20 protein-coding genes are annotated in these 20917 nt (G+C 66.1%); 6 read left to right on the forward strand and 14 right to left on the reverse strand.

From position 1 onward, the window contains the following. Positions 1-8 precede the first annotated feature (8 nt). Genes mrcB through tsaB form a run of 4 tightly spaced genes read left to right on the forward strand, consistent with a single transcriptional unit; the run spans position 9 to position 5443 of the window. A complete protein-coding gene (gene mrcB, locus THPRO_RS01170; RefSeq protein ID WP_065089091.1) occupies positions 9-2333 on the forward strand; it encodes a penicillin-binding protein 1B in 2325 nt (774 codons plus the stop codon). Then, positions 2330-2815 (forward strand): hypothetical protein, encoded by a 486-nt coding sequence (locus THPRO_RS01175; protein ID WP_082954346.1) that lies wholly within the window; start codon positions 2330-2332, stop codon positions 2813-2815. Before mrcB ends, THPRO_RS01175 begins: the two co-directional genes overlap by 4 nt. Continuing rightward, positions 2793-4766 (forward strand): ATP-dependent DNA helicase, encoded by a 1974-nt coding sequence (locus tag THPRO_RS01180; RefSeq protein ID WP_082954347.1) that lies wholly within the window; start codon positions 2793-2795, stop codon positions 4764-4766. The genes THPRO_RS01175 and THPRO_RS01180 overlap by 23 nt, the downstream gene beginning before the upstream one ends. Then, positions 4763-5443 carry a tRNA (adenosine(37)-N6)-threonylcarbamoyltransferase complex dimerization subunit type 1 TsaB gene (gene tsaB, locus THPRO_RS01185; protein ID WP_038087151.1) on the forward strand — a complete coding sequence of 227 codons (681 nt, stop codon included), beginning with the start codon at positions 4763-4765 and terminating at the stop codon, positions 5441-5443. Before THPRO_RS01180 ends, tsaB begins: the two co-directional genes overlap by 4 nt. Here the strand turns inward: tsaB and THPRO_RS01190 are convergent. Both THPRO_RS01190 and THPRO_RS01195 read right to left on the reverse strand, forming a co-directional pair. Next, positions 5440-5889 (reverse strand): ACT domain-containing protein, encoded by a 450-nt coding sequence (locus THPRO_RS01190; protein WP_038087148.1) that lies wholly within the window; start codon positions 5887-5889, stop codon positions 5440-5442. The genes tsaB and THPRO_RS01190 overlap by 4 nt on opposite strands. Beyond that, complete coding sequence (locus tag THPRO_RS01195) at positions 5886-6944, reverse strand: malate dehydrogenase (protein WP_038087145.1); 1059 nt, start codon at positions 6942-6944, stop codon at positions 5886-5888. The genes THPRO_RS01190 and THPRO_RS01195 overlap by 4 nt, the downstream gene beginning before the upstream one ends. 249 nt (positions 6945-7193) lie before the next feature. On the opposite strand from THPRO_RS01195, the gene THPRO_RS01200 reads away from it, so the two are divergent. After that, a complete protein-coding gene (locus tag THPRO_RS01200) occupies positions 7194-7703 on the forward strand; it encodes a DsrE family protein (RefSeq protein ID WP_161489910.1) in 510 nt (169 codons plus the stop codon). 283 nt (positions 7704-7986) lie between these two features. After that, on the forward strand, positions 7987-9510 hold the full coding sequence (locus THPRO_RS01205) for a sensor domain-containing diguanylate cyclase (RefSeq protein ID WP_052064059.1): 1524 nt from the start codon (positions 7987-7989) through the stop codon (positions 9508-9510). 9 nt (positions 9511-9519) lie between these two features. Here THPRO_RS01205 and THPRO_RS01210 read toward each other — a convergent pair whose 3' ends face one another. The 12 genes from THPRO_RS01210 to THPRO_RS01265 all read right to left on the reverse strand — a co-directional run bounded on the left by THPRO_RS01210 (position 9520) and on the right by THPRO_RS01265 (position 20910). Beyond that, positions 9520-10629, reverse strand: coding sequence for an ABC transporter permease (locus THPRO_RS01210; protein WP_065089092.1), 1110 nt, complete (start codon positions 10627-10629; stop codon positions 9520-9522). Positions 10630-10631: 2 nt separating this feature from the next. Then, positions 10632-11771, reverse strand: coding sequence for an ABC transporter permease (locus tag THPRO_RS01215; RefSeq protein WP_236717230.1), 1140 nt, complete (start codon positions 11769-11771; stop codon positions 10632-10634). After that, positions 11761-13497 carry an ATP-binding cassette domain-containing protein gene (locus THPRO_RS01220; RefSeq protein ID WP_038087138.1) on the reverse strand — a complete coding sequence of 579 codons (1737 nt, stop codon included), beginning with the start codon at positions 13495-13497 and terminating at the stop codon, positions 11761-11763. Before THPRO_RS01220 ends, THPRO_RS01215 begins: the two co-directional genes overlap by 11 nt. After that, complete coding sequence (locus THPRO_RS01225) at positions 13494-14546, reverse strand: efflux RND transporter periplasmic adaptor subunit (protein WP_052064058.1); 1053 nt, start codon at positions 14544-14546, stop codon at positions 13494-13496. Before THPRO_RS01225 ends, THPRO_RS01220 begins: the two co-directional genes overlap by 4 nt. Before the next feature lie 74 nt (positions 14547-14620). Beyond that, positions 14621-15457, reverse strand: coding sequence for an FTR1 family iron permease (locus THPRO_RS01230; protein WP_065089093.1), 837 nt, complete (start codon positions 15455-15457; stop codon positions 14621-14623). 9 nt (positions 15458-15466) lie between these two features. Continuing rightward, positions 15467-15802, reverse strand: a complete 336-nt coding sequence (locus THPRO_RS01235) for a cupredoxin domain-containing protein (RefSeq protein WP_038087136.1) — start codon at positions 15800-15802, stop codon at positions 15467-15469. Positions 15803-15959: 157 nt separating this feature from the next. Continuing rightward, entirely contained in the window at positions 15960-16874 is a 915-nt protein-coding gene (locus THPRO_RS01240; protein WP_038087135.1) for an NAD(P)-dependent oxidoreductase, read from the reverse strand. Positions 16875-16916: 42 nt separating this feature from the next. Beyond that, complete coding sequence (locus THPRO_RS01245; RefSeq protein WP_038087570.1) at positions 16917-17990, reverse strand: NADH:flavin oxidoreductase/NADH oxidase; 1074 nt, start codon at positions 17988-17990, stop codon at positions 16917-16919. Positions 17991-18052: 62 nt separating this feature from the next. Continuing rightward, the gene (locus tag THPRO_RS01250) at positions 18053-18400 is read right to left on the reverse strand and encodes a DsrE family protein (RefSeq protein WP_038087133.1); all 348 of its coding nucleotides are present in this window, start codon (positions 18398-18400) and stop codon (positions 18053-18055) included. A gap of 3 nt (positions 18401-18403) precedes the next feature. Continuing rightward, complete coding sequence (locus THPRO_RS01255; protein ID WP_038087131.1) at positions 18404-19132, reverse strand: dienelactone hydrolase family protein; 729 nt, start codon at positions 19130-19132, stop codon at positions 18404-18406. 16 nt (positions 19133-19148) lie between these two features. Continuing rightward, positions 19149-20180 (reverse strand): alcohol dehydrogenase, encoded by a 1032-nt coding sequence (locus tag THPRO_RS01260; protein ID WP_065089094.1) that lies wholly within the window; start codon positions 20178-20180, stop codon positions 19149-19151. Positions 20181-20289: 109 nt separating this feature from the next. After that, positions 20290-20910, reverse strand: a complete 621-nt coding sequence (locus tag THPRO_RS01265) for a TetR/AcrR family transcriptional regulator (protein ID WP_038087128.1) — start codon at positions 20908-20910, stop codon at positions 20290-20292. Between the last annotated feature and the right edge of the window lie 7 nt (positions 20911-20917).

Below are 20917 nucleotides of genomic sequence, written 5' to 3' on the forward strand. Positions count from 1 at the left end.
CCGCTTCGATGGCCAAATCCTCACGCCGCCCCGCCAGGCGCTCCAGTTCCCGCGCAGCATGCAAACCGATCCGCCGACGACGCGGGTGGCTGGGTCTGCTGGCGGTTTTGCTGATGCTGGGCGCGGGCTACGTCGCCTACCTCAATCACGTCATCGTCAGCCAGTTCGAGGACAAGCGCTTCGAACTTCCCGCACGCGTGTACGCGAGCCCGGTGCAGCTCTACGCCGGCCGGCGCATGTCGCCGCAGGATCTCGCGCAGGCCCTGGCCCTGCTGCATTACACGGCGCGGCCCGGCGCACCGGCTGCGGACTCCTACCAGCGCATTGCCGACGGCTATCTGTTGCATACGCACGGGTTCGATTCGCCCGACGGCAACGAGCCGTCACGGCAGCTGCGCGTGCGCTTTGCCGGGGGACGCATTACCGCATTGGAGGACGCCGCCAGTGGGCAGCCGGTGGCGCTGGCACGTCTTGCGCCGCTGCTGATCGCCAAGATCTACCCGCGTAGTCACGAGGATCGCATCCTGGTGCGCATGAACGACATGCCGGCGCTGCTGCCGAAGGCGCTGGTGGCCGTGGAGGATCGCCGTTTCTACGAGCATCACGGCGTCGATCCGGTCGCCATCGGGCGCGCCCTGGTGGCGGACATCCGCGCGCGGCGCTTCGTGCAGGGCGGCAGCACGCTGACTCAACAGCTGGTCAAGAATTTCTTCCTCAGCAACCAGCGCAGCCTGTGGCGCAAGTTCAACGAAGCCATCATGGCGGTGCTGCTGGAGACCCATTACGGCAAGGCGGAAATCCTCGAAACCTACCTTAACGAGGTCTATCTCGGCCAGCAGGGCAGCCGTGCCATACATGGCGTGGGACTGGCCAGCGAGTTCTATTTCGATCGCCCGGTACAGTCGCTCGATATCGCGCAGGTCGCGTTGCTGGTCGCGATGGTGCGCGGTCCGGCTTACTACGATCCCCGTCGCCATCCCCAGCGTGCGCTCAAGCGGCGCAATCTGGTGCTGACGGAAATGACCGAAGCCGGCTTGATCACCGCCGCGCAGGCACGTGCCGCGCAGGCCAGCCCGCTGGGCGTGAGAGCGGAGCCGGTTTCCGGCATCACGCCGTTTCCCGCCTTTCTCGATCTGGTTGAGGCGCAGCTTGCGCGCGATTACCGTCCCGAGGATCTGCGCACCGAAGGCCTGCTGATCTACACCACGCTGCGCCCGCTGGTGCAATTGCGCGCGCAGCAGGCGGTGCGCGACGGCTTGCGCCGGCTCGAACGTGCGCATGACATGCGCACGGATACGCTGGAGGCCGCCGCAGTGGTGACCTCGGTCGCCGATGGCGAGGTGCTGGCGCTGATCGGTGGCCGCCGCGACATCGCCGGTTTCAACCGCGCGCTCGATTCGCGCCGCTCCATCGGCTCCTTGTTCAAGCCGGCGCTTTATCTGGCTGCGCTGGCGCAGCCGCAGCGTTTCACGCTAGCCACGCTGCTCGACGACAGCCCGTTGACCGTGAACTACGGCAACGGCCAGCAATGGTCGCCGGTCAACTACGACCGGCAATATCACGGCAAGGTCACCGTGATGGACGCGCTGGTCCATTCCTACAACGTGCCGAGCGTGCGCCTCGGCCTGTCCGTGGGGTTGGAGCAGGTGATCGACACGGCACATCAGCTCGGTATCGCCCAGCCCATCGACGCCTATCCATCGTCGCTGCTGGGTTCCGCCGCCGTACCGCCGATCCAGATGGCGCAGATGTACCAGACCATTGCCGCCGGCGGTTATCGGGCGCCGTTGCGCGCGATCCAGGCGGTGGTCAAGCCGCGCGGCGAAAAGCTCCAGCGCTATCCGTTGCAGATCGAGCGCGTCGCCGACGGCAAGGCGGATTACCTCCTCACTGCGGCGTTGCACGAGGTGACGCGCAGGGGCACGGCGGCCTCGCTGCAGACCTTGCTGCCGGGCATCGAGGTCGCCGGCAAGACCGGCACCACCAACGACCTGCGCGACAGCTGGTTTGCCGGTTTCGGCGGTCGGGAAGTGGCCGTCGTGTGGGTGGGGCGCGACGACAACCGGCCTACCGGTCTGACCGGCTCGACCGGCGCGTTGCCCTTGTGGGCGGGTATCATGGGCGCCATCCATGCCTCCCCGCTGCAGATGAGTCAGCCAGAGGATGTCGTCTGGCAGACCATCGACCCTGCCAGTGGGCAGCGGCTTGCTGAAACCTGCCCGGGTGCCGAATGGATGCCCTTCGTCAAGGGCAGCGTTCCGAGCGGTGAGGCCGAATGCAAGGCCGGCGCGTTGCGTCAGGCCATCGAGTGGTTCAAGGGACTCATGCAATGAGAAAAATCATCCTCGCGACGGCGTTGGCAGCAGTGACGATATTGGGCGGTTGCGCCACGTTGCCGCCGGGCGCGGGCCAGCCGCCACAGGCAAAGATCGAGCATCGCCCGCCCGGCGGCCTGCGCGCGCAGCCGGCGCCCGCCGTACCGGCCTCGCTGCCGCCGGCGGCGCTTGCGCTGGCGCATGACGCCGATCTTGCCGCCGGCCGGCGCGACTGGGGGGCGGCCGCGCGCGACCTGGAGCGTGCGCTCAACATCGCCCCGCGCAGTGCATTGCTCTGGCAACGGCTTGCCGCCGTGCGCTATAGCCAGGGGCGCTATCGACAGGTCGAAACACTGGCGCACAAATCAAATGCGCTGGCCGGTGGTGACCGTGCGATCCGGCGCATCAACTGGCGCATGATCGCGGCAGCACGTGCAGCGTTGGGCGATCGGCGCGGTGCCGAGGAGGCGATGCGTCATGCCGACGCCCTCAAGCCCTGAACCGCTCGTGGAGGCTCGGTCGCCAAAACCCCTGAGCGTCCGGATCGGCGCCCTCTTCGAGGCGGACGGGGCCCTGGCCGAGGCACTGCCGGGTTTCGTGTCGCGCCCGCAACAGCGCACGATGGCCGAAGCGGTGGCTGCGGCGTTGACCGATAACGACACGCTGGTGGTCGAGGCCGGCACCGGGGTCGGCAAAACCCTGGGCTATCTCTTGCCGGCGGTGGCCGGTGGCGGCAAGGTCATCGTATCGACCGGTACCAAGACCCTCCAGGACCAGCTTTTCCGCAAGGATCTGCCGGTCGTGCGCGACGTGCTCAAGCGCGACATCGATGCCTGTCTGCTCAAGGGGCGCGCGAACTATCTGTGCCTATATCGCCTCAAACAGTATGTCGATTTCAGCGCAGGACAAGGTCATGCGGACGCCGCCGACGTTCAGCGCATCCAATCTTGGTCGCGGCGCACGCGCGACGGCGACATCGCCGAACTGGCCAGCGTGCCGGAAGGTGCGCCGGTTTGGTCCCGGGTGACCTCGACCGCCGACAACTGCCTCGGGCAGGAGTGTCCGGATTACGCCGACTGCCATGTCGTTCAGGCACGTCGGCGGGCGCAAGAGGCCGACGTGGTGGTGATCAATCACCACCTGTTCTGTGCCGATCTCGCGCTCAAGGAAGAGGGCGTGGGCGAAATCCTGCCCAGCGCCAATGCCTTCATACTCGACGAGGCACACCAGCTGCCGGAGATCGCGACCCAGTTTTTCGGTCAGAGCGTCGGCAGCCGCCAGCTGTCGGAACTGGCGCGCGACAGCGTCGCCGCGCAGTTGACCGAAGCTTCCGATCAGCCCGAACTGCGCGAGCGCGCGCAAACGCTCGAGTATGCGATACGCGGTCTGCGCGCGCTGATGGGCACCGAAGGTCAGCGCGGTGGTTGGGACGAGGCCATGGAGGCCAAAGCCGGCAGCGCGCTGACCGTCCTGAGCGATGCCCTGGATGCGCTGCGTGCCGGATTGGAGCAGATGGCGGAGCGCGGCAAGGCGCTGCAGGCGCTGGCCAGACGGGCGCAGGGCCTGCGCGAACGGCTGGATCTGTTTCTCGCCCCCGACGAGGCGGTGATTCGCTGGTACGAAACCTATCAGCGCAGTTTCGCGCTCAACCTCACCCCGCTGGACATTGCGGGCACCTTCGCCAAGCATAAGGCGCGCTATCCGGCCGCCTGGATCTTCACGTCGGCCACGCTGGCCGTCGGCGCGAATTTCACGCACTTCTGCGCTCAGCTCGGGTTGGGCCAAGCGAACACGCTGCTGCTCGGCAGCCCCTATGATTTCGCGCGACAGGCCTGCATTTATCGCCCGGCAGGATTGCCGGCACCGAATGCGCCACACTACACGGAAGCCGTGGTGCGCGCCGTGCGGCCGGTGATCGAGGCGAATCCGGGCGGCACCTTCATGCTGTTCACCAGCCATCGCGCCCTGCAGATCGCGGCCGGGCTGCTGCACGATCTCGACGACCGTCCGCTGCTGGTACAGGGCAGCGCATCGCGCCGCGAACTGATCGAGCGTTTCCGCGAAGCCGGCAACGCGGTGCTGCTGGGCGCGCAGAGCTTCTGGGAAGGCGTCGACGTTCAGGGCAAAGCCCTGTCCTGCGTGGTGCTGGATCGCCTGCCGTTTGCCGCGCCGGACGATCCTCTGCTCAAGGCGCGCGCGGAGGCGATCACCGCGCGTGGCGGCAATCCCTTCCGCGATCAGCATCTGCCGCGTGCGGTGATCGCCTTCAAGCAGGGCATCGGTCGTCTGATCCGCGACAGCCAGGACCGCGGCGTGCTCGTGCTGTGCGATCCTCGGCTGGGCCAGATGAGTTACGGGCGCATCTTCCTCGACAGCCTGCCGTCAGCGCCGACGGTGCGCCAAATCGAGGCGGTGCGGGATTTTTTCGCTGCGGAGGAGGGGCAAGGATGAAATTGCTGGCCATCGAGACGGCCACCGAGGCCTGTTCCGTCGCATTGGGCGTGAACGGTGAAGTGATCGAGCGTCACCAGGTGGCGCCGCGCGAGCACACGCAGCTGGTGTTGCCCATGGTCGCTGAACTGCTGGCGGAGGCCGGCATCGCCTTGGGCGAGCTCGATGCGCTGGTGCTGGGACGCGGCCCCGGTGCCTTCACGGGCCTGCGTATCGCGGCCGGCGTGGTGCAGGGACTGGCCTTCTCGGTCGATCGTCCGGTGGTGTCGGTGTCGACCCTGGCGATGTTGGCGCAGTCCGCCATCGAAGCGGGCCACCCGGCCGTGATCGCGGCTCTGGACGCGCGTATGGGCGAGGTTTACTGGGGGGCTTACCGCGCCGACGGCGCAGGGTTGGCCGCGACGGAGGAGCGTGAATCCGTATCCCCGCCAGCCGAGGTGCAGCCGCCCGATGATGAGCCCTGGACCGGTGTCGGTCCGGGGTTCGCGGTCTACGCGGAGGTGCTCGGCAATCTGAACGGGCTGACGGTATTCGATGACGCCGTACTGCCGCGCGCGCGCCATGCGCTGCCGCTGGCCGCGCGCGATCTCGCCGCCGGGCTGGCGGTGCCGGCCGAACAGGCACAGCCTGTCTACCTGCGCAACCGCGTGGCGCAGACGCTGGCGGAGCGAGGCTAAAGCGCGATCAGGGCGCGCCCGGCGCTGTGCAGCAGGCCGCTGCGCCGCAGTTCGCTCAGACATTCCTCCACCGCATGCAGCGGCCCGATGAGCAGGTAGCCGCCTTTGCTGTCGAGCGCGTGCACGTCGACGTTGCCAGGGCAGCGGGGTCGTGCACCGCCGGCCAGGCGCACGGTGGTGCTGGCGCGCAGCGCGGGTTCATCGTGCCTCATGAGGGTGATTTTGCGTACCGATTCCAGGCGGCCAAGGTGTCGTAGCAGGAGCTGTGCCTTGCGTTCGGCGGCGGCGAAACCCAGCAGTATCTCCGCCTCGCCCTGACGTTCGGTCTCGCTGTTTTGCACCAGGCGCAGCGAGACCGCCCAATACGCGCACACCGCGCTGATGCGGGCCAGCACGCCGGTCCGGTCCTCGACCCGTATGCGCAATACCCAGCGGATCGCATTCATGCTGCCGCCTCCCATTCGCGCAGCTTGTCGCCCACGCTGCGTCCGACCGCGCAAAGCTGCGCGTGCTCATGCGCATCCAGTGGTACGGGATGCACCGATGCCCAGCCCTGATGGCCGACGAGCACCGGTACGCCGAGTACCGTGTCGATCTCCAGCCATTCGCCTTCGAGCGCCACCTGGGCGGCCATTACCGCCTGATGGCCGGAGAGCATCACGCGCAACATGTCGACGGTGGCGTTGGCGGTCGCGACGGCGGTCTTGGCGCCGGAGTAGTGGGTGGCGAAGGGGGCGAGTCCGACCCGCAGATCGGCGGGCAGAGTGCCGACGTGGCGAAACGCCTCGGCCAGATCGTCGCGTTCGATCAGTTCGCGTACCCGTCGTGTCTCGGCCGCCAGCGCCTCGGCATAATGCGCCGAATCCAGGCCTCGGCGCAGCCGCTTCTTCAGCTGGCGGGTCTCTTCTGCATCGAAACCATGCAGTCGCAGCGCGGACCATGCCGGCACCAGGCCACTGCCGTGCTCGCCGAGCATATAGGCCTCGACGCGCTGACGGGTCAGCCCCAGCTCGCCTGCGATTTCGCGGCGGAAGCGCAGGGTGTCCTGGTAGGCGCCCATGCCGAAGACGCGGTGACGCCCCAGATGCCGGGCGAATACGGCAACCCCGAGTTCGACCGGGTTGCTGACCATGAGCACCAGCTCGTGACCGTGGCCATGTTGCGCGATCGCGCGCGCATAGCTCTCGAACAGCGGCAGATTGGCCTGTGCGAGTGCATCGCGAGTCATCGGGGCGTGCGAGTCCGTCGGCAGCGTGACACCCGCTGCGAACACGATGAGTTCGGCGGCGATGTCATTCGGCGACAGCGTGATGTCGAGCTCGGGCGCGGCTTCGAAAAAGGCGTCCCGAATGTCGGCGACCATGCCGCGCAGACGGGCCTCCGCGGATCGGCGACCGACCAATTGGATGCGGTCCATTGGTCCTGCCAGACCTTTGAGGATCAGTTGCGTCACCACATGATGACCGGTCAGGCCAGTGGCGCCGATGACGGCGATATTCATGAGCGTCCCCCTAGCGAAAGCTTCGCTATAGCAATTAGCGGACCATCGGGGATGCCGTGTTGCAGGGCGTGCGCGCTCTTGTGAAAGAGGCTCGACGCATCATAATGGTGCGTTTGTGTCGCCGGACGCACGGATATTACCCTCGGCGATGCGGATTCCTGTGGGGGAATTAAGCCGGGCTTCGGGGCGTCATAGTGGCTAGCCGGTGAAAACAAATGCGACTGGCCCCACCCACCGATGGAGAATCACATGAAGTCCTTCGTATCCGTGGTCCTGATGGGCCTCACTCTGGTCCTGGCCTCCGTGGCGCGCGCCGACAGTCTGCCGGATTTTCCAGGTATCCAGTCGGTGCCGGTGACGCCCGATCTGAACTTCGGCGGCTATTTCAAGCAGCATCAGCCGGTGAAGATCGTGTTCGGCGTCGCCGACCCCGGCAACCAGCTCAAGGAGTCGCTGATCAATGCGGCCGCAACGGTGCGCTATCTCAAGAGCAAGGGTTACCGCTACGAGATCCAGATCGTGCTCTACGGTCGGGCGATCCTGACGGCTGATCAATGGAAGCAGGAATACAGCAGCTATGGCGCCCAGTTCCAGGCCCTGCACGCGCAGGGCGTGCAGTTCCGCGTCTGCCACAACTCCATGTACAGCCTGCACGTGAAGGCCGACGATATCTACCCGTACATGAAGATCGTGCCGGCCGGTATCCTGCAACTGGCCAAGAAGCAGATGCAGGGCTTCGCCTACATCAGCAATCGTTGATCCGTCCTCCGGGATGGCGCTTTCCCGGCGCCATCCCGCCCGCTCTCCCGAGCGAGTCCGCGAGATTTCGTCCCGGGGCGCTTGGCGCTTTAAAAACTTGTAAACTGTGTCCAGGCACGATTGACCGGAAGATGCCACAATAAGAAGGTGAGTCGCGATCCTTGGCGAACACATCGGGCAAGCACTCGAATCAGATAAGGTATACAGATAACGGCGGTTCCGGTCCGTCTGACTTCGCGTCGGACGGAAGTGGAGAGTCCGAATAACGAGTCATACGACGATCATGGATCTGGATGTTGCCCCCACCTTGGCCGGCATGCTGGGCCAGGTGAACAAGTTGCCGACACTGCCGGCCGTGGCCCTGCGTGTGCTCGAACTGGGCGAAGACCCTTATGCCGGCGTGGGCGAGATCACCGAGGTCGTCGCCAACGATCCCGTTCTGAGCGCAAAGCTGCTCAAGGCCGCCAACTCGCCGCTTTATGCCATGCGTCGGCAGGTCGACAACCTGCGGCAGGCCATCAGCGTGCTGGGATTCAATGCGGCGCTGACATTGGCGCTGTCCTTTTCGCTGGCGCCGGAGTCGGATGCCGGTCCGCTGGATAAGCTTGCCTATTGGCGCCGTTCGCTGCTCGCCGCGGTTGCTGCCCGCGTGATCGCGGAGGAGGGGCAGCTCAAGGAAGCCAGCAAATGCTTCGTGGGCGCCTTGTTGCAGGATATCGGCATGCTGGTGCTGGAAAAGGCCCATTCCGATCTCTACACCGACATCCTCGCTGCCAGCGACAACCATCTCGCCGTGGTTCAGGCCGAACGCCAGGCCTTCGGTTTCGATCATGCCGCGGTGGGGGCGGCTCTGCTGGAGAGCTGGAGACTACCCGAATGTGCCTGGCGCGCGGTTGCAAGTAGCCACCAGCTCACGCTCAGCGGCGAGGCGGCGCGCGAGGCGGGTATCGCCTGCTGCGTGCATCTTTCCGGTATCCTGGCCGATCGCTGGATCCAGCCGGAACAATCGCAAGCCCTCGACATCTGTTTTGCGGAAAGAGCGAAGACCCTGCTGGGGTTCGATGAGGAGGCCTGCACGGCGATCATCGTGCGGATGGAAGAGCTGTTGCCGCATTATTCCAGCCTGTTCGAGGTGGATCTGATCCTCAATGCCGACCGTGCCACGCACTTGATCGAAGAGGCGCGCGAGGTGCTCGTGCTGCGCAATCTGCGCAGCCTTCAGGAGACCTCCGAATACAAGCTGCGCAGCGAGATGCTCGAATCGCGCAACCGGCAGCTGGAGGAGCGCTCGTATATCGATCCGCTGACCGGGCTGCTCAATCGCGCGCGCCTCAATCAGATGCTCGAACAGGAGTTTCATGCCGCCGTGGCGGGCGGCTGGCCGCTGTCGCTCGGCTTCGTGGATCTCGATCAATTCAAGCGCATCAACGACACTTATGGGCATCAGGTCGGCGACAAGGTGTTGATTTCGATCTCCCGACTGTTGCAGGCGCAGGTGCGCCAGGCCGATATCGCGGCCCGTTACGGCGGCGAGGAGTTCGTCCTGGTCTTCCCGGGCACCGAGGAAAACAAGGCCTTCGAACTGCTTGAGCGCCTGCGGCGCGGTGTGGCTGCTGAGGTGCATCATGCCGACGGCACCGAAATCGTGGTCACCACCTCGCTGGGGCTCGCGACCTTTTCCGGTCACCTGGGAGACAGCGAATTCAGCTCACCCGAGGAGTTGATCAGGGCCGCTGACCGTGCGCTTTATGCCGCCAAGCGCGAAGGTCGCAACCGTACCGTGGTATACCGTCGCGCCGAGGACTGAGCGCCGGTTTCAGGCCGTCCGGTGGCGGAATAGCCAGCCGGCGCCGGCCAGGCAGGCAATCCCGATCAGCGCCATCGGCCAGAACTGGTCCCACAGCAGCGCGAAGCCGGCGCCTTCGAGAAAGACGCCGCGCAGTACGACCATAAAGTAGCGCAGGGGGTCGAGCAGCGTGATGTACTGCACGGCCGTCGGCATGTTGGCGATCGGAGTGGCGAAGCCCGAGAGAATCACCCCCGGCACCAGAAACAGAAAGGCGCCGAGCAGCGCCTGCTGCAGCGTGGTCGCGAGCGAAGAGATCATCAGGCCCACGCCGCTCGCCGAAAGCAGGAACACAAGCAGGCCCGCATACAGGGTCAGCAATGGACCGCGCAAGGGCACGCCGAACCAGAACACGGCGATGATCACGATCAGGGTCGCCTCGAACAGGCCGATCAGCAGGCCGGGCATGGCCTTGCCGATCAGGATTTCGACCGGGCGCAGCGGCGTTACCAGCAACTGATCGAAGGTGCCCTGTTCGCGCTCGCGGGCCACGGACAGCGATGTGACCATCATCACCACCACCATCATCAGTAGCCCGACGATACCGGGCACGATGAACCAGCGGCTTTCGAGATTGGCGTTGAACCAGGCACGGGTGACCAGGTGCAGCGGCATTGGCGCGTGCGCGTGGTCGCGCAACCAGTCCTGGTTGAAGTCGTCCACGATGCCGCGGGCATAATTCAGGGCGATCAGAGCGGTATTGGAATTGCGACCGTCGAGAATCAGTTGGACCTCTGCCTCCCGGTCGGCCAGCAGCTTGCGTGAAAAGTCCTGCGGTATGTCGAGCACCATGAGTGCTTGTTCGCCGTCGATCAGTTGCGCGACCTCGCGCGAATCGCGTACCTGTGCGACGAGTTGGAAGTTCGGCGAGCCGGTGAAACGCGCGACCAGAGCCTGGGCTTCCGGACCATGGTCCTGGTCGTAGATTGCGAGCTTGACGTGGCTCAGATCGAAGGTGGCCGCATAGCTGAAGACCACCAGTTGGATCAGCGGGGGGATGATGATGACCACGCGTTCGCGTCGGTCGCGCAGTAACGCGAGGAACTCCTTGATTACCAGCGCCATGATCCGGTGCCACATGCTCACTCCAGTCGCTTGCTCATGCGCAGACGGCTGACGCCGATGAAGAAAGTGGCCATGATGGCCAGCGCCAGCGCGTTGGGTAGAATTACCGACCACACGTCGCCGGCCAGGAACAGGGTTTGCAGGATGGCGACGAAGTAGCGTGCGGCGACCAGGTGGGTCAGCCATTGCAGCCACACCGGCATGCTGTTGATGTCGAAAATGAAACCGGATAGCAGGAAAGCCGGCAGAAAGGTCGCGATGATGGCGACCAGCGCGGCAACGAACTGGTTGCGTGCGATCACGGAAATCAGCAGGCCCATGCCGAGCGCGGCCAGCAGGAACAACGCGGAACAGAGCACCAGTACGATCAGACTGCCGCGCAGCGGTACATCGAACAGCCACAGCGCCATCACCAGCGAAACCGTCATGCCGCCCATGCCGAGGATGAAGTAGGGGAGCAATTTGCCGATCAGGATTTCGCGCAGGGTCACCGGCGTCACCATGAGCGCCTCCAGGGTGCCGCGCTCCCACTCGCGCGCCATGACCAGCGCGGTGAGCAGGGCGCCGATCAGGGTCATGATCACCGCCACCAGCCCGGGCACGAGGTAGTCGCGGCTGCGCACCTCGCTGTTGAACCAGATCCGCGGCACGAGTGTGACCGGCAGGGCCGTGTCGCGCCCGCGCGCCCGCTCGCGCTGTTGCAGCCAGCCCTGCACCGCGGCACCGACGTATCCCTGGACGATGCGTGCCTTGTTGGCATCCACGCCATTGACGATCAGTTGCGCGTCGACGGGGCGGCGGCTTAGCAGGCGGGCGGAGAAGTCGTCCTGTAGGCGCACGATCGCATCGATTCGATGGGCCATCAGGGCCGCGCGCGCCGCCTGCATGTTCTGGAAACGGACGGGCTCGATGTAGCGGGAGTGGTGGAAGGCCCCGATCAGGCTTTGCGTCTGCGCGGTCTGCACGCCGGTGACGAATCCGATCGGTACGTGATTGGCGTCCAGCGAAACGCCGTAGCCGAACAGCAGCAGTAGCACGATAGGCATCAGGAATGCGATCGCGATGCTGGAGGGGTCGCGCAGGATTTGCAGGCCTTCCTTGCGGATCAGGCCGCGCAGATGCATATGGCGGACGGCGAAATCCGGTTCAGCGGCCAACGGCGGACGATCCTGCGGTGGATTGGGTGAGCGCGATGAAGGCATCTTCCATGCCCGGCTGCGGCTGTGTCCGGCTGGCCGCGCGGGCACGGATGGCCTGAGGCGTGCCCGTGGCCAGGATACTGCCCTGCGCCATGATGACCAGACGGTCGCAGTATTCGGCCTCGTCCATGAAATGGGTGGTGACCATGATGGTCACGCCGCCGTCGGCCAGCGCGTTGATGCGCGTCCAGAAGGCGCGCCGCTCCAGCGGGTCGACGCCGGAGGTGGGTTCGTCGAGAAACAGGATGTCCGGTTCGTGCATCAGCGCGCAGGCCATCGCCAGGCGTTGCTTGTAACCGAGCGGGAGTTCGCGCGCCGAGGCTTGAAGCCAGTCGCGCAGACCGAAGTCCTCAAGTGCCCATTCGAGACGCGCCTGCCGGCGGCGCGCGCGCAGGCCGTAGCTGCGGGCGAAGAAGCGCAGATTCTGGATCACGCTGAGGTCGCCGTAGAGCGAAAAGCGCTGTGCCATGTAGCCGATGCGGGCGCGCGCCCGCGCCGCAGCGCGGCGCAGATCCACGCCGGCCACCGCAAGATGTCCCTCGCTGGGAGCCAGCAGGCCGCACAACATGCGGAAGGTGGTCGATTTGCCGGCGCCGTTGGCGCCCAGCAAGCCGAATATTTCGCCGCGACGCACTTCGAAATCGATGCCCCGTACGGCGTAGAAGTCGCCGAAACGGCGCGTGAGGGCTTTGACGGCGATGACCGTTTCCGAAGTGTCGGCCGTGTCGCCGTCTGATGGGCGTGCCGCAGGCTGATAGCGCGTTTCGCGGCCGCGGCTCAGACGTTCGATGAAGGCGTCCTCGAAACGTGGCGCGACGCGTTCCCAGCTACAGCCCGGCAGGGAGGGAGGCGTCTGCGCCTCGGCCAGGACGACACGGACGCCGTCGCCCTCGACCACTGCGTCGATCACTTCCGGACGGGCCTGAAGCGCCGTCTGCAGGCGACGACGCAGACCGCGTTGCGGTCGCGCGTGCCAGGTGCGCCCCTCGACGGTCTTGCCGAAGTCCTGCGGCGCGCCCTGGCCGAGCAACTCGCCCTCGTGCAGCAGCACGACCTCGGCACAGCGCTCGGCTTCGTCGAGGTAGGCCGTGGACAGCAGCAGGCTCATGCCGTGCGTCTCCACCAGGGCATACACGATGCTCCACAGCTCGCGCCGGGAAACCGGATCCACGCCTACGGTCGGTTCGTCCAGCAGCAGCAGCGCGGGGGGGCGCAGCAGGGTGCACGCCAATCCCAGCTTCTGCTTCATGCCGCCGGACAGCCGGCCGGCCAGTCGCCGCATGAAAGGTGCGAGCCCGGTCATCTCCAGCAGCTCATCGTAGCGGTCGCCGCGCGCGGACGGCGACACGCCCTGCAGCTCGGCGTATAGCTGCAAGTTCTCGGCCACGGTGAGATCCTCATACAGGCCGAAGCGCTGCGGCATGTAGCCGATGCTCCCCTGTACCTTGAGCGGCTCGCGCACGGCATCGATGTCGAGGACGCGGATATGGCCTTCGTCCGGGCGCAGCAGGCCGGAGATCAGGCGCATCAGGGTGGTCTTGCCGGCGCCGTCGGGACCGATGAGGCCGCAGATGCGTCCGCGCGGGATGCGCAGCGAAATGCCCTTGAGGGCCTCGACCGTGCGCCCGCCGGAAGCGAAGCGCTTGCGAACGCCGTCGAGTACGATCGCCGGCGCCGGATTCACGACCGCGCCGCTTGCTTGCAGGCGGTGTCCTGTGCGCCCACCGGCGCGGCTTCGGGCCGCAGGTGAACGGTGGCCGGCATGCCGAGCCGTAGCCGATTGTGCGGATTGCATACGAAGATGCGGACCTGGTAGACGAGCGAGGTCCGCAATTGCGCGGTTTCCACGGTCTTGGGCGTGAACTCGGCGGTGGGCGAGATGTAGCCGACCCAGCCTTCGAACCTTTCGCCAGGAAAGCTGTCGCTTTCGACCCAGGCGCGCTCGCCCGAATGCAGGTGGCCGAGGTCGGGTTCGTCCACGTAGGCGCGCACCCATAGCGGGCGAGTAAGCGCAAGCGTGTACACGGGCTGCTGTGGCGAGGCCATGTCGCCCGGTTCGAGAATGCGCGTGCGCACGATGCCGTCGGTCGGTGCGACCAGCCGGGTGTCCTGCAGCCGACGGCTGGCCAGCGCCATGGCGGCGTCGGCGGCCTGCAGGCCGGCGCGCGCGGCCTGTACGGTTTCCGCACGCGGTCCCGCCAGCGCCAGCGCCAGCGAGGCTTGCAGGGACTTGAGCTGGGCGGCAGCGGCGCGATAGCCGGCACGGGCGGCATCGAGATCTTGCGGCGTGCTCGCCTGCGAACGCGTCAGGCGATCGATGCGGCGATAGGTCGCCTCGCGCAGCTGCAGGGTGGCCCTGGCGGCAGCGACCTCGGCCTTGAGCCGATCGATCTCCTCGCGGCGGGTGCCCGCGAGCAGGGTCTCCAGCTGGGCCTTGGCCTGCCGCTGTTGCGCGCGCGCCTGTTTGTAGGCCAGCCGGTAGCGGCGGTCATCCAGGGTGCCGAGCGTCTCTCCGTCATGAACCACCTGTCCCTCGACTGCGTCGAGCGTGCGAATGCGCCCCTGGTCGTCGAAGGCGAGCTGGACCTCGCGGATATCGACATTGCCGTAGAGGGTGAGCGCACCCTGCGTGGCCGGTGCATGCTCCTGCCGCCAGAAGGCGTAGGCCGCAAGGGCGAGCAGGGTCAGCAACAAGGCGGCGGCTGCACGGCGCAAGCTGCGAGTCCCGGGCATGTGGTGGCTCCATCGGCTCCGATGGGGCCACTATATCCAATTTATCGGGTTTTGCGTGTCTGCGCTGCGGCCCGTCAGGTTGATGTCGGCGCGTGACCGGCCCGCACCGAGATCCGCGAGCCGGCACGGCGCATCAGGATCAGAATGGTGGCGAGCGCCAGCCCGTAGGCCAGTACCTGTATGCCCATCGGGCGGTCGTTGTAGCCGATGAGCACATGTAGCAGCATGCCTGCCCAGCTGCTCTGGTCCAGCCACGCGGAGCTGTTCCATAGTTGTTGTCCGAGTGCGGGCAGCAGGCCGGCCTGATTTAGGAATCCGGCGGCATTGGCCGCAAGCCCCGCTGCGAGCAGCAGGATCATCCAGCCGGTCACGCGAAAGAAATATCCGACAGGGATGGCGAGCAATCCTCGATAGAGCAGCAGCCCCAATAGCGCGCCGCCTCCGAGCCCGAGCAGGGCGCCGCCGGCGAGGGGGCCCAAAGGACTGCCGCTGACCGACAGGCTGTACAGGAACAAGGCGGTTTCCGAGCCTTCGCGCATGACCGCCAGTCCCGCGACCAGGGCCAGAGCCGACAGCGGTTTGAGACCGACGCCGACGTCGTGCCCGACCTGTTTCATCTGCGCGGCGAGCGTACGTCCGTGTGCGCTCATCCAGATGTTATGCCAAGCTAGCATGACCACTGCGGACAGAAGGATGCCCGCATTGAGCAGTTCCTGGCCGCGCCCCTCCAGGGCGTCGGCGATTCCCCCCGCGAAGGCGGCCACCCCGAGAGCGCCGAGCAGGCCGCCGAGCAGGCCACCCAAGACCCATCGGCCGCGCTCGGCGATGTCGCGGCTCGCGCCGAGCACGATGGACACCACGAGCGCGGCTTCGAGCACCTCGCGGAACACGATCAATGCGGCGGCTAGCATCGCAACCCCCTAGCGGACGATGAGCACACCTTGCGCGGTGTCCTCGTGAAACTCGCCGAAAAAGCGGTACTGACCCGCGCGCAACGGCCCGACGCGCACCTTGGCCGTGGTATGGCCGGGGATGATTTTTTCGCGCTTGAGATCGTGGCTTTCGAATTCCTCGGCGGTGGCGTCTCGGTTTTCGATCACCAGGGTAATGCGCTTGTTCGCGGGCACGGTGATCTCGGCCGGCTGGAAGCGGTGCTGCTCGATGACCAGCTTGTAGCTGTCGGGGGCGGCGGCGGAAGCGCCGCCTGTGGCAAGCGCGAGCGTGACCAGCGCCAGGGCCGGGAGGCGTTTGTTCATCGTCGTTGGCTCCTTGTGTGCAAAGGTGAAATATCTGTTCGCGCACAAGATAACGCAAATGATAATGATTCGCAATCAGATATTGATCTGTCCCTAGTCGCGAGCCGAGACAAGGGGGCCGTGCGCCCGCCGTCGCCAGCGGGCGTACGTGTCGGGGTCAGGCGGTGTGGCCGGACGTGCCGGCCAGACCGGCCGCCTGCCGCTGATCGGCGGCGAGTCCGGTCCAGTCGATATTGCCCTGGCCGGTGGCCAGCATGCGCAGGAAACGGTCGCCGAGCAGCGAGGCCAACGGCATGGGCATTTCAGCGGCACGGGCGGCATCCTGGACGAGACGCATATCCTTGGCGCCTAGCCGCAAGGTGAATCCGGGTGGCGTGAAGCGTTGCTCGACGATGGCCTTGCCGTAGTTTTGATAGATCGGACAGGCGAACAGGGTCTGTGTGAGCAGCTGATGCACGGCCGATGCATCGACGCCATGCTTTTCAGCCAGCGAGTAGGCCTCGCCCATCGCCTCGATGGCCGAAGCGATGAGGAAATTGCCGGCGAGTTTGGTGACATTGGCGGCGGCGGGGTCTTCGCCGAACGCGTGGACACCCTGACCCATGGCGTCGAGCAGGGGCTGTAACCGGGCGCGCGCCGAGGTCGGACCCGCGAGGCACAGCCAAAGCTTGCCGGCGCGGGCGGCATCGGGACGCCCGAAGACCGGACAGGCCACATAGGCCACCCCATGCGCACGGTGGCGCGCGGCGAGCCGGCTGGCGGTGGCGGGCCCCAGGGTGCTCATCGACAAGTGAATGCCGCCGTCGCCGATCTGTGCCAGCAGTGCGTCGTCGAAAACCGCTTCGACTGCGGCATCGTCCGCCAGCATGCTGACCACGATGCCGCCGCGCGAGACGGTTTCGAGCGGCCGTTGCGCGACGCGGGCGCCGGCTTCGGCCAGCGCGCGGCATTTGTCCTGGCTGCGGTTGTAGACGATCAGCGAATGACCGGACTCGATCAGGCGTGCGGCCATGCCCTGGCCCATCTGGCCGAGCCCGATGAATCCGATGGTTTGCGTGGATGTTTGCGTCATGCGGCCTCCTGGTGTGTGTGCGTATGTATCAAGTCGAACGCTTCAGCGCGGCTGCGCCCGCTGGTACTGCGGCGGCCAGGCGACGTCGGCGCCAAGCGCGTGCGCGGCATGCAACGGCCAGTAGGGGTCGCGCAGCAGTTCGCGTGCCAGCAGTACTGCGTCGGCCTGCCCGGTGACCAGTATGTGCTCGGCCTGCGTCGGCTCGGTGATCAGCCCGACGGCACCGGTGGCGACGCCCGCCTGGTTGCGCACGACCTGCGCGAAAGGCGTCTGGAATCCAGGCGCCGCGGGAATGCGGGCGTCGGGCACGAGGCCGCCGCTGGAGCAATCGATCAGGTCGATGCCGGCCTCGCGCAACCAGATGGACAGCTGTACGGACTGCGCGAGATCCCAACCGTCTTCCACCCAGTCGCTGGCCGAGATGCGCACGAACACCGGCAGCTCGTCGGGCCATTCGGCGCGTACGGCGCGGGCGATTTCCAGCGGCAGACGCGCGCGGTGCTCCAGGCTGCCGCCCCAGTCGTCCTCGCGTCTGTTCGACAGAGGCGACAGAAAGCTGTGCAGCAGGTAGCCGTGCGCCATGTGCAGTTCGACCACGTCGAAGCCGGCCTGGCGCGCGAGCCTGGCCGAGGCGACGAACTGTGCCTTGATACGTTCGATGCCGGCTTCGTCGAGTGTGTTCGGCTCGGCATGCGCCGGCGAAAACCGTAGCGCGCTGGGAGCGTCCGGCACCCAGCCGTTGCCGGCATCGGCCGGGATCGGATGGCCGCCGCGCCACGGTGCGTCGGTGGAGGCCTTGCGTCCGGCGTGGGCGAGCTGTACCGCCGGGACCGATCCCCGCATGCGGATAAAGTCGGTGATCCGGCGGTAGGCCTGGGCCTGGGCTTCGTTCCAGAGGCCGGCGTCGAAGGGCGTGATGCGGCCTTCCGGGCACACGGCGCTGGCTTCGGCCATGACCAGGCCGGCGCCGCCGACGGCACGGCTGCCGAGGTGCACGAGGTGCCAATCGTTCGGCATGCCGTTTTCGCAGGAATACTGGCACATCGGCGACACGAAGATGCGGTTGGGTACGGTCAGCTCACGTAGGGTAAGCGGCGAGAAGAGTCGGGTGTCCATGTCCATGGCACTCCTGGGGCATCGGTCATGAATGGAATCGCCGCCCGCGCGGGCGGCGTGCATCAGAAGGTCATCATTTGATAACCCTGGTCGACGACGTTGACAAGATCCGCGCCGATGGCTTGCATCTGGATCTCCGCCTCGCGCAGGTTGTCCTCCTCGCCGAGTCCGCGGGCGTTGTAGATACAGGCGAGCGTGGTCACGCCGCTGGCGAGCAAGTCGTCGAGCACTGGCCTGAGGACGGGATCGTCCTTGAGCTGGCCGGGTACGCGCACGCCGGGGCCGAAGAAAAAGAAGCGTATGTCCTCGAGGCGGTTCTGCTTGAGGGCCACCGACGTGAAGCGCAGGGCCATTTCGACCTTGACCGGGTCCTTCATGTCGGAGAGCAGTACGATCGCGAGCTTGGCCATGATTCAATCCTTGAGGTGTCGGGCGAAGAAATCCAGTGTCAGCCGCCAGGATTCGGCGGCCGCGCCGGCGTGGTAGCTGGCGCGCTGGTCGCAGAAAAAGCCGTGGCCGGCCTCGGGATAGACCTCGATGCCGTAACGCTTGCCTGCCGCGCTCAGGGCTTCGACGATGCGCGCATGTTCGTCCGGCGCGATCGAACCATCCTTGGCGCCATAGTGCAGCAGCAGGGGCGCCTGCATGGACGGTATGCGGTCGAGCAGCGGCACGCGTCCGAGGCGGTCCTGCACGGGGGCGATGCCGCCGCCGTAGAACGCGGCGGTCGCACCCACGCGGTCGGCGCGGGCGCCATGGGTCAGAAAGGCATAGCGGCCGCCCATGCAGAAGCCGAGGATGCCGGGCTTGCCGCCCGCCACCGCGGGATGGGTCGCGAGCAGGTCGAGCGTGGCGTCGACCTCGCCCATGACCTGTCCGTCGTTCAGGCTGCGCAGGTGAGCGATGGCATGCTCGGAATCCGCGTAATCGTAGACATGACCGTGGTAGAGGTCGGGCACCAGGGCGACATAGCCCGCGCCCGCCAGCCGTTTGGCCAGCGACCGGAAATGATCGTTGACGCCATAGGCCTCGATGAAAATCACCACGGCTGGATGCGGCCCGGCGGTTGCGGGACGCGCGAGATAACCGCGCAACTCACTTGCGATGTCGATCCACTCGGCCTGTGTATCGGTCGTGCTCATATAGACTCCTTGGCGATCAATTCGAAGACGGGTCCATGGTCAGGACGACGCGAAAGCGCGCTTCGTTGTTGAGCATGCGCTCGTAGGCCGCCTTGGCCTGTTGCAGCGGGTAGGTTTCGACCATGGCCTTGACGCCGGACAGCGCGCTGAAACGCAGGGTGTCCTCGGAGTCGCGCGCGTGACCGGCCGCCCATCCGCTCAGACTGTGGTGGCCGGCAATGAGTTGCAACGGCGTGACTTCGATCGGTTCGTGGTCCACGCCGACGACGATCATTTGTCCGTGGCGTCCAAGGCCCGAGAACAGCGCGCTGACGAGGCGACTGTTGGGGGCAGTGGCGAGGATCAGGCGCGCGCCGCCGAGCGCCTGCAAGGCGGCCACGCCGTCGTCGGACGCTGTGTCGATGTAATGGTCCGCGCCGAGCTCCAGGGCCAGCGCTTCCTTGTCGGCACCGCGCGAGAGGGCGACGGTGCGAAAGCCCATGCGGTGGGCGAATTGGATGCCGAGATGGCCGAGTCCACCGATGCCCTGAACCGCGACCAGGTCGCCGGGACGCGCGTTGCTGTTGCGCAGGGCGTTGTAGGTGGTGATGCCGGCACACAACAGGGGTGCCGCATCGATCGAATCAAGGGCGTCGGGTATGGCGGCGAGGCTTTCGGCGGGTGCTGTCATGTATTCGGCATAACCGCCGTCGAAGGAAATGCCGGTGATCTTGGCGCTGACGCAATTCATGAAATCGCCCTCGCGGCACGCCTCGCAGGCGTGGCAGTGCCCCCCATGCCAACCCACGCCAACCCGCTGTCCCGACTGCCATGCGGAAACGCCCGGGCCAAGCGCGTCGACCACGCCGACGACTTCATGGCCGGGGATTCTCGGGTATTCGATGCCGGGGAACAGGCCTTCCTTGACGAACAGGTCGCTGTGGCAGATGCCGCATGCCTGCACACGAATGCGGACCTCGCCCGGGCCGGGCGTCGGCAGCGGACGTTCGACGAGTTCGAAATCGCCGCCCGGACGGGCGACTTGGATGGCGTTCATGGTTGGGGGCATGGTTTCGGAGGCTCCTCTTTTCCGTGTGGGTGTCATCCGGGTGGATGATAATACAGACCGGTCGGTATGTTGCAAGGCGCGGGCCACATCCTCGCTTCCCGCGGCGGACTCAGTCTGCCGGCGTGCCCAGTTGCGCCAGATAATCGCCGAGCGTGCGCATGCACCCACGATAGGCTTCGATATCCTGCAGGTTCTTGCTCAGGCCTGCACAGCCTTCCATGGATGCGATGACAAACAGTGCCGCTTGCTTGCAGTCGACCTCGGGACGTATCTGTCCGAGCGCGCGCGCTCGGCGCAAGGCCTGCGTGAGTGCATCGGTCCAGTCCTGCAGCACCCGGTGCAGGGCGTTGCGGAAGACTTCGTCGCAGGGGCTCATTTCCTGAATCAGGTTGTTGAGATCGCAGCCGAGACGCACGTTCGCAGGATCGGCGTCGCGCTGCTTGCGGTCGAGCAGGCCTGCGAGCAGGTCCAGCGGACGCTCGGCCTGCATCAGGGGATCGATCCACTCGCGGCGCACACGGGCGGCGATGACCTCCTCGACGACCGCGATGCCAAGAGCCTGTTTGGTATCGAAATGATGGTAGAGCGCGCCCTTGCTTAGCCCCGTGTCGGCGAGTATCCGTTCCAGACTGGCGGCCTGGAAGCCGCGTTCGTAGATTTCGCGATGCGCGGCGCAGAGCAGGCGCTGACGCGTGTTTTCGGGGTTGCACTGACGGGCGGTTTGATTCATCGATGTG

It is taken from the genome of Acidihalobacter prosperus (genome assembly GCF_000754095.2).
Classification (GTDB): Bacteria; Pseudomonadota; Gammaproteobacteria; order DSM-5130; family Acidihalobacteraceae; genus Acidihalobacter; species Acidihalobacter prosperus.

Bases quoted from the DNA above. Each gene is read 5' to 3' on its own strand.
- mrcB (WP_065089091.1), top strand. From the start codon at position 9: ATGGCCAAATCCTCACGCCGCCCCGCCAGGCGCTCCAGTTCCCGCGCA.
- THPRO_RS01175 (WP_082954346.1), top strand. From the start codon at position 2,330: ATGAGAAAAATCATCCTCGCGACGGCGTTGGCAGCAGTGACGATATTG.
- THPRO_RS01180 (WP_082954347.1), top strand. From the start codon at position 2,793: ATGCCGACGCCCTCAAGCCCTGAACCGCTCGTGGAGGCTCGGTCGCCA.
- tsaB (WP_038087151.1), top strand. From the start codon at position 4,763: ATGAAATTGCTGGCCATCGAGACGGCCACCGAGGCCTGTTCCGTCGCA.
- THPRO_RS01190 (WP_038087148.1), bottom strand. From the start codon at position 5,889: ATGAATGCGATCCGCTGGGTATTGCGCATACGGGTCGAGGACCGGACC.
- THPRO_RS01195 (WP_038087145.1), bottom strand. From the start codon at position 6,944: ATGAATATCGCCGTCATCGGCGCCACTGGCCTGACCGGTCATCATGTG.
- THPRO_RS01200 (WP_161489910.1), top strand. From the start codon at position 7,194: ATGAAGTCCTTCGTATCCGTGGTCCTGATGGGCCTCACTCTGGTCCTG.
- THPRO_RS01205 (WP_052064059.1), top strand. From the start codon at position 7,987: ATGGATCTGGATGTTGCCCCCACCTTGGCCGGCATGCTGGGCCAGGTG.
- THPRO_RS01210 (WP_065089092.1), bottom strand. From the start codon at position 10,629: ATGTGGCACCGGATCATGGCGCTGGTAATCAAGGAGTTCCTCGCGTTA.
- THPRO_RS01225 (WP_052064058.1), bottom strand. From the start codon at position 14,546: ATGCCCGGGACTCGCAGCTTGCGCCGTGCAGCCGCCGCCTTGTTGCTG.
- THPRO_RS01230 (WP_065089093.1), bottom strand. From the start codon at position 15,457: ATGCTAGCCGCCGCATTGATCGTGTTCCGCGAGGTGCTCGAAGCCGCG.
- THPRO_RS01235 (WP_038087136.1), bottom strand. From the start codon at position 15,802: ATGAACAAACGCCTCCCGGCCCTGGCGCTGGTCACGCTCGCGCTTGCC.
- THPRO_RS01240 (WP_038087135.1), bottom strand. From the start codon at position 16,874: ATGACGCAAACATCCACGCAAACCATCGGATTCATCGGGCTCGGCCAG.
- THPRO_RS01245 (WP_038087570.1), bottom strand. From the start codon at position 17,990: ATGGACACCCGACTCTTCTCGCCGCTTACCCTACGTGAGCTGACCGTA.
- THPRO_RS01250 (WP_038087133.1), bottom strand. From the start codon at position 18,400: ATGGCCAAGCTCGCGATCGTACTGCTCTCCGACATGAAGGACCCGGTC.
- THPRO_RS01255 (WP_038087131.1), bottom strand. From the start codon at position 19,132: ATGAGCACGACCGATACACAGGCCGAGTGGATCGACATCGCAAGTGAG.
- THPRO_RS01260 (WP_065089094.1), bottom strand. From the start codon at position 20,180: ATGCCCCCAACCATGAACGCCATCCAAGTCGCCCGTCCGGGCGGCGAT.
- THPRO_RS01265 (WP_038087128.1), bottom strand. From the start codon at position 20,910: ATGAATCAAACCGCCCGTCAGTGCAACCCCGAAAACACGCGTCAGCGC.